General features: G+C 58.8%; 1 pseudogene. It reads left to right on the top strand.

The window, feature by feature from the left end:
- Window positions 1-8: 8 nt before the first annotated feature.
- A pseudogene (locus KVT28_RS27595) lies at window positions 9-228 on the top strand (amidophosphoribosyltransferase); the annotation flags it as partial.

Raw genomic sequence — 228 nt, 5'->3', positions numbered from 1 at the left:
ACCAGCCAATCTATGACGCGTCAACGGTGCTCCAGCACCCCGGGCAGGATGCCGCCGGCATTTGTACCATCGATGCTATTAACTGCTTCCGTTTGCGTAAAGCCATCGGCCTGGTCAGCGATGTGTTCGAAGCGCGCCATATGCAGCGACTGCAGGGCAACATCGGGATTGGTCATGTGCGCTACCCAACGGCAGGCAGCACCAGCGCCTCTGAAGCGCAACCTTTCT

The sequence above is a fragment of the Pantoea sp. GbtcB22 genome (assembly GCF_019091025.1).
GTDB classification, from domain to species: Bacteria; Pseudomonadota; Gammaproteobacteria; order Enterobacterales; family Enterobacteriaceae; genus Pantoea; species Pantoea leporis.
The sequence above is the reverse complement of the archived record's forward strand: the minus strand, read 5'-3'. Positions and strand labels throughout refer to the sequence as shown.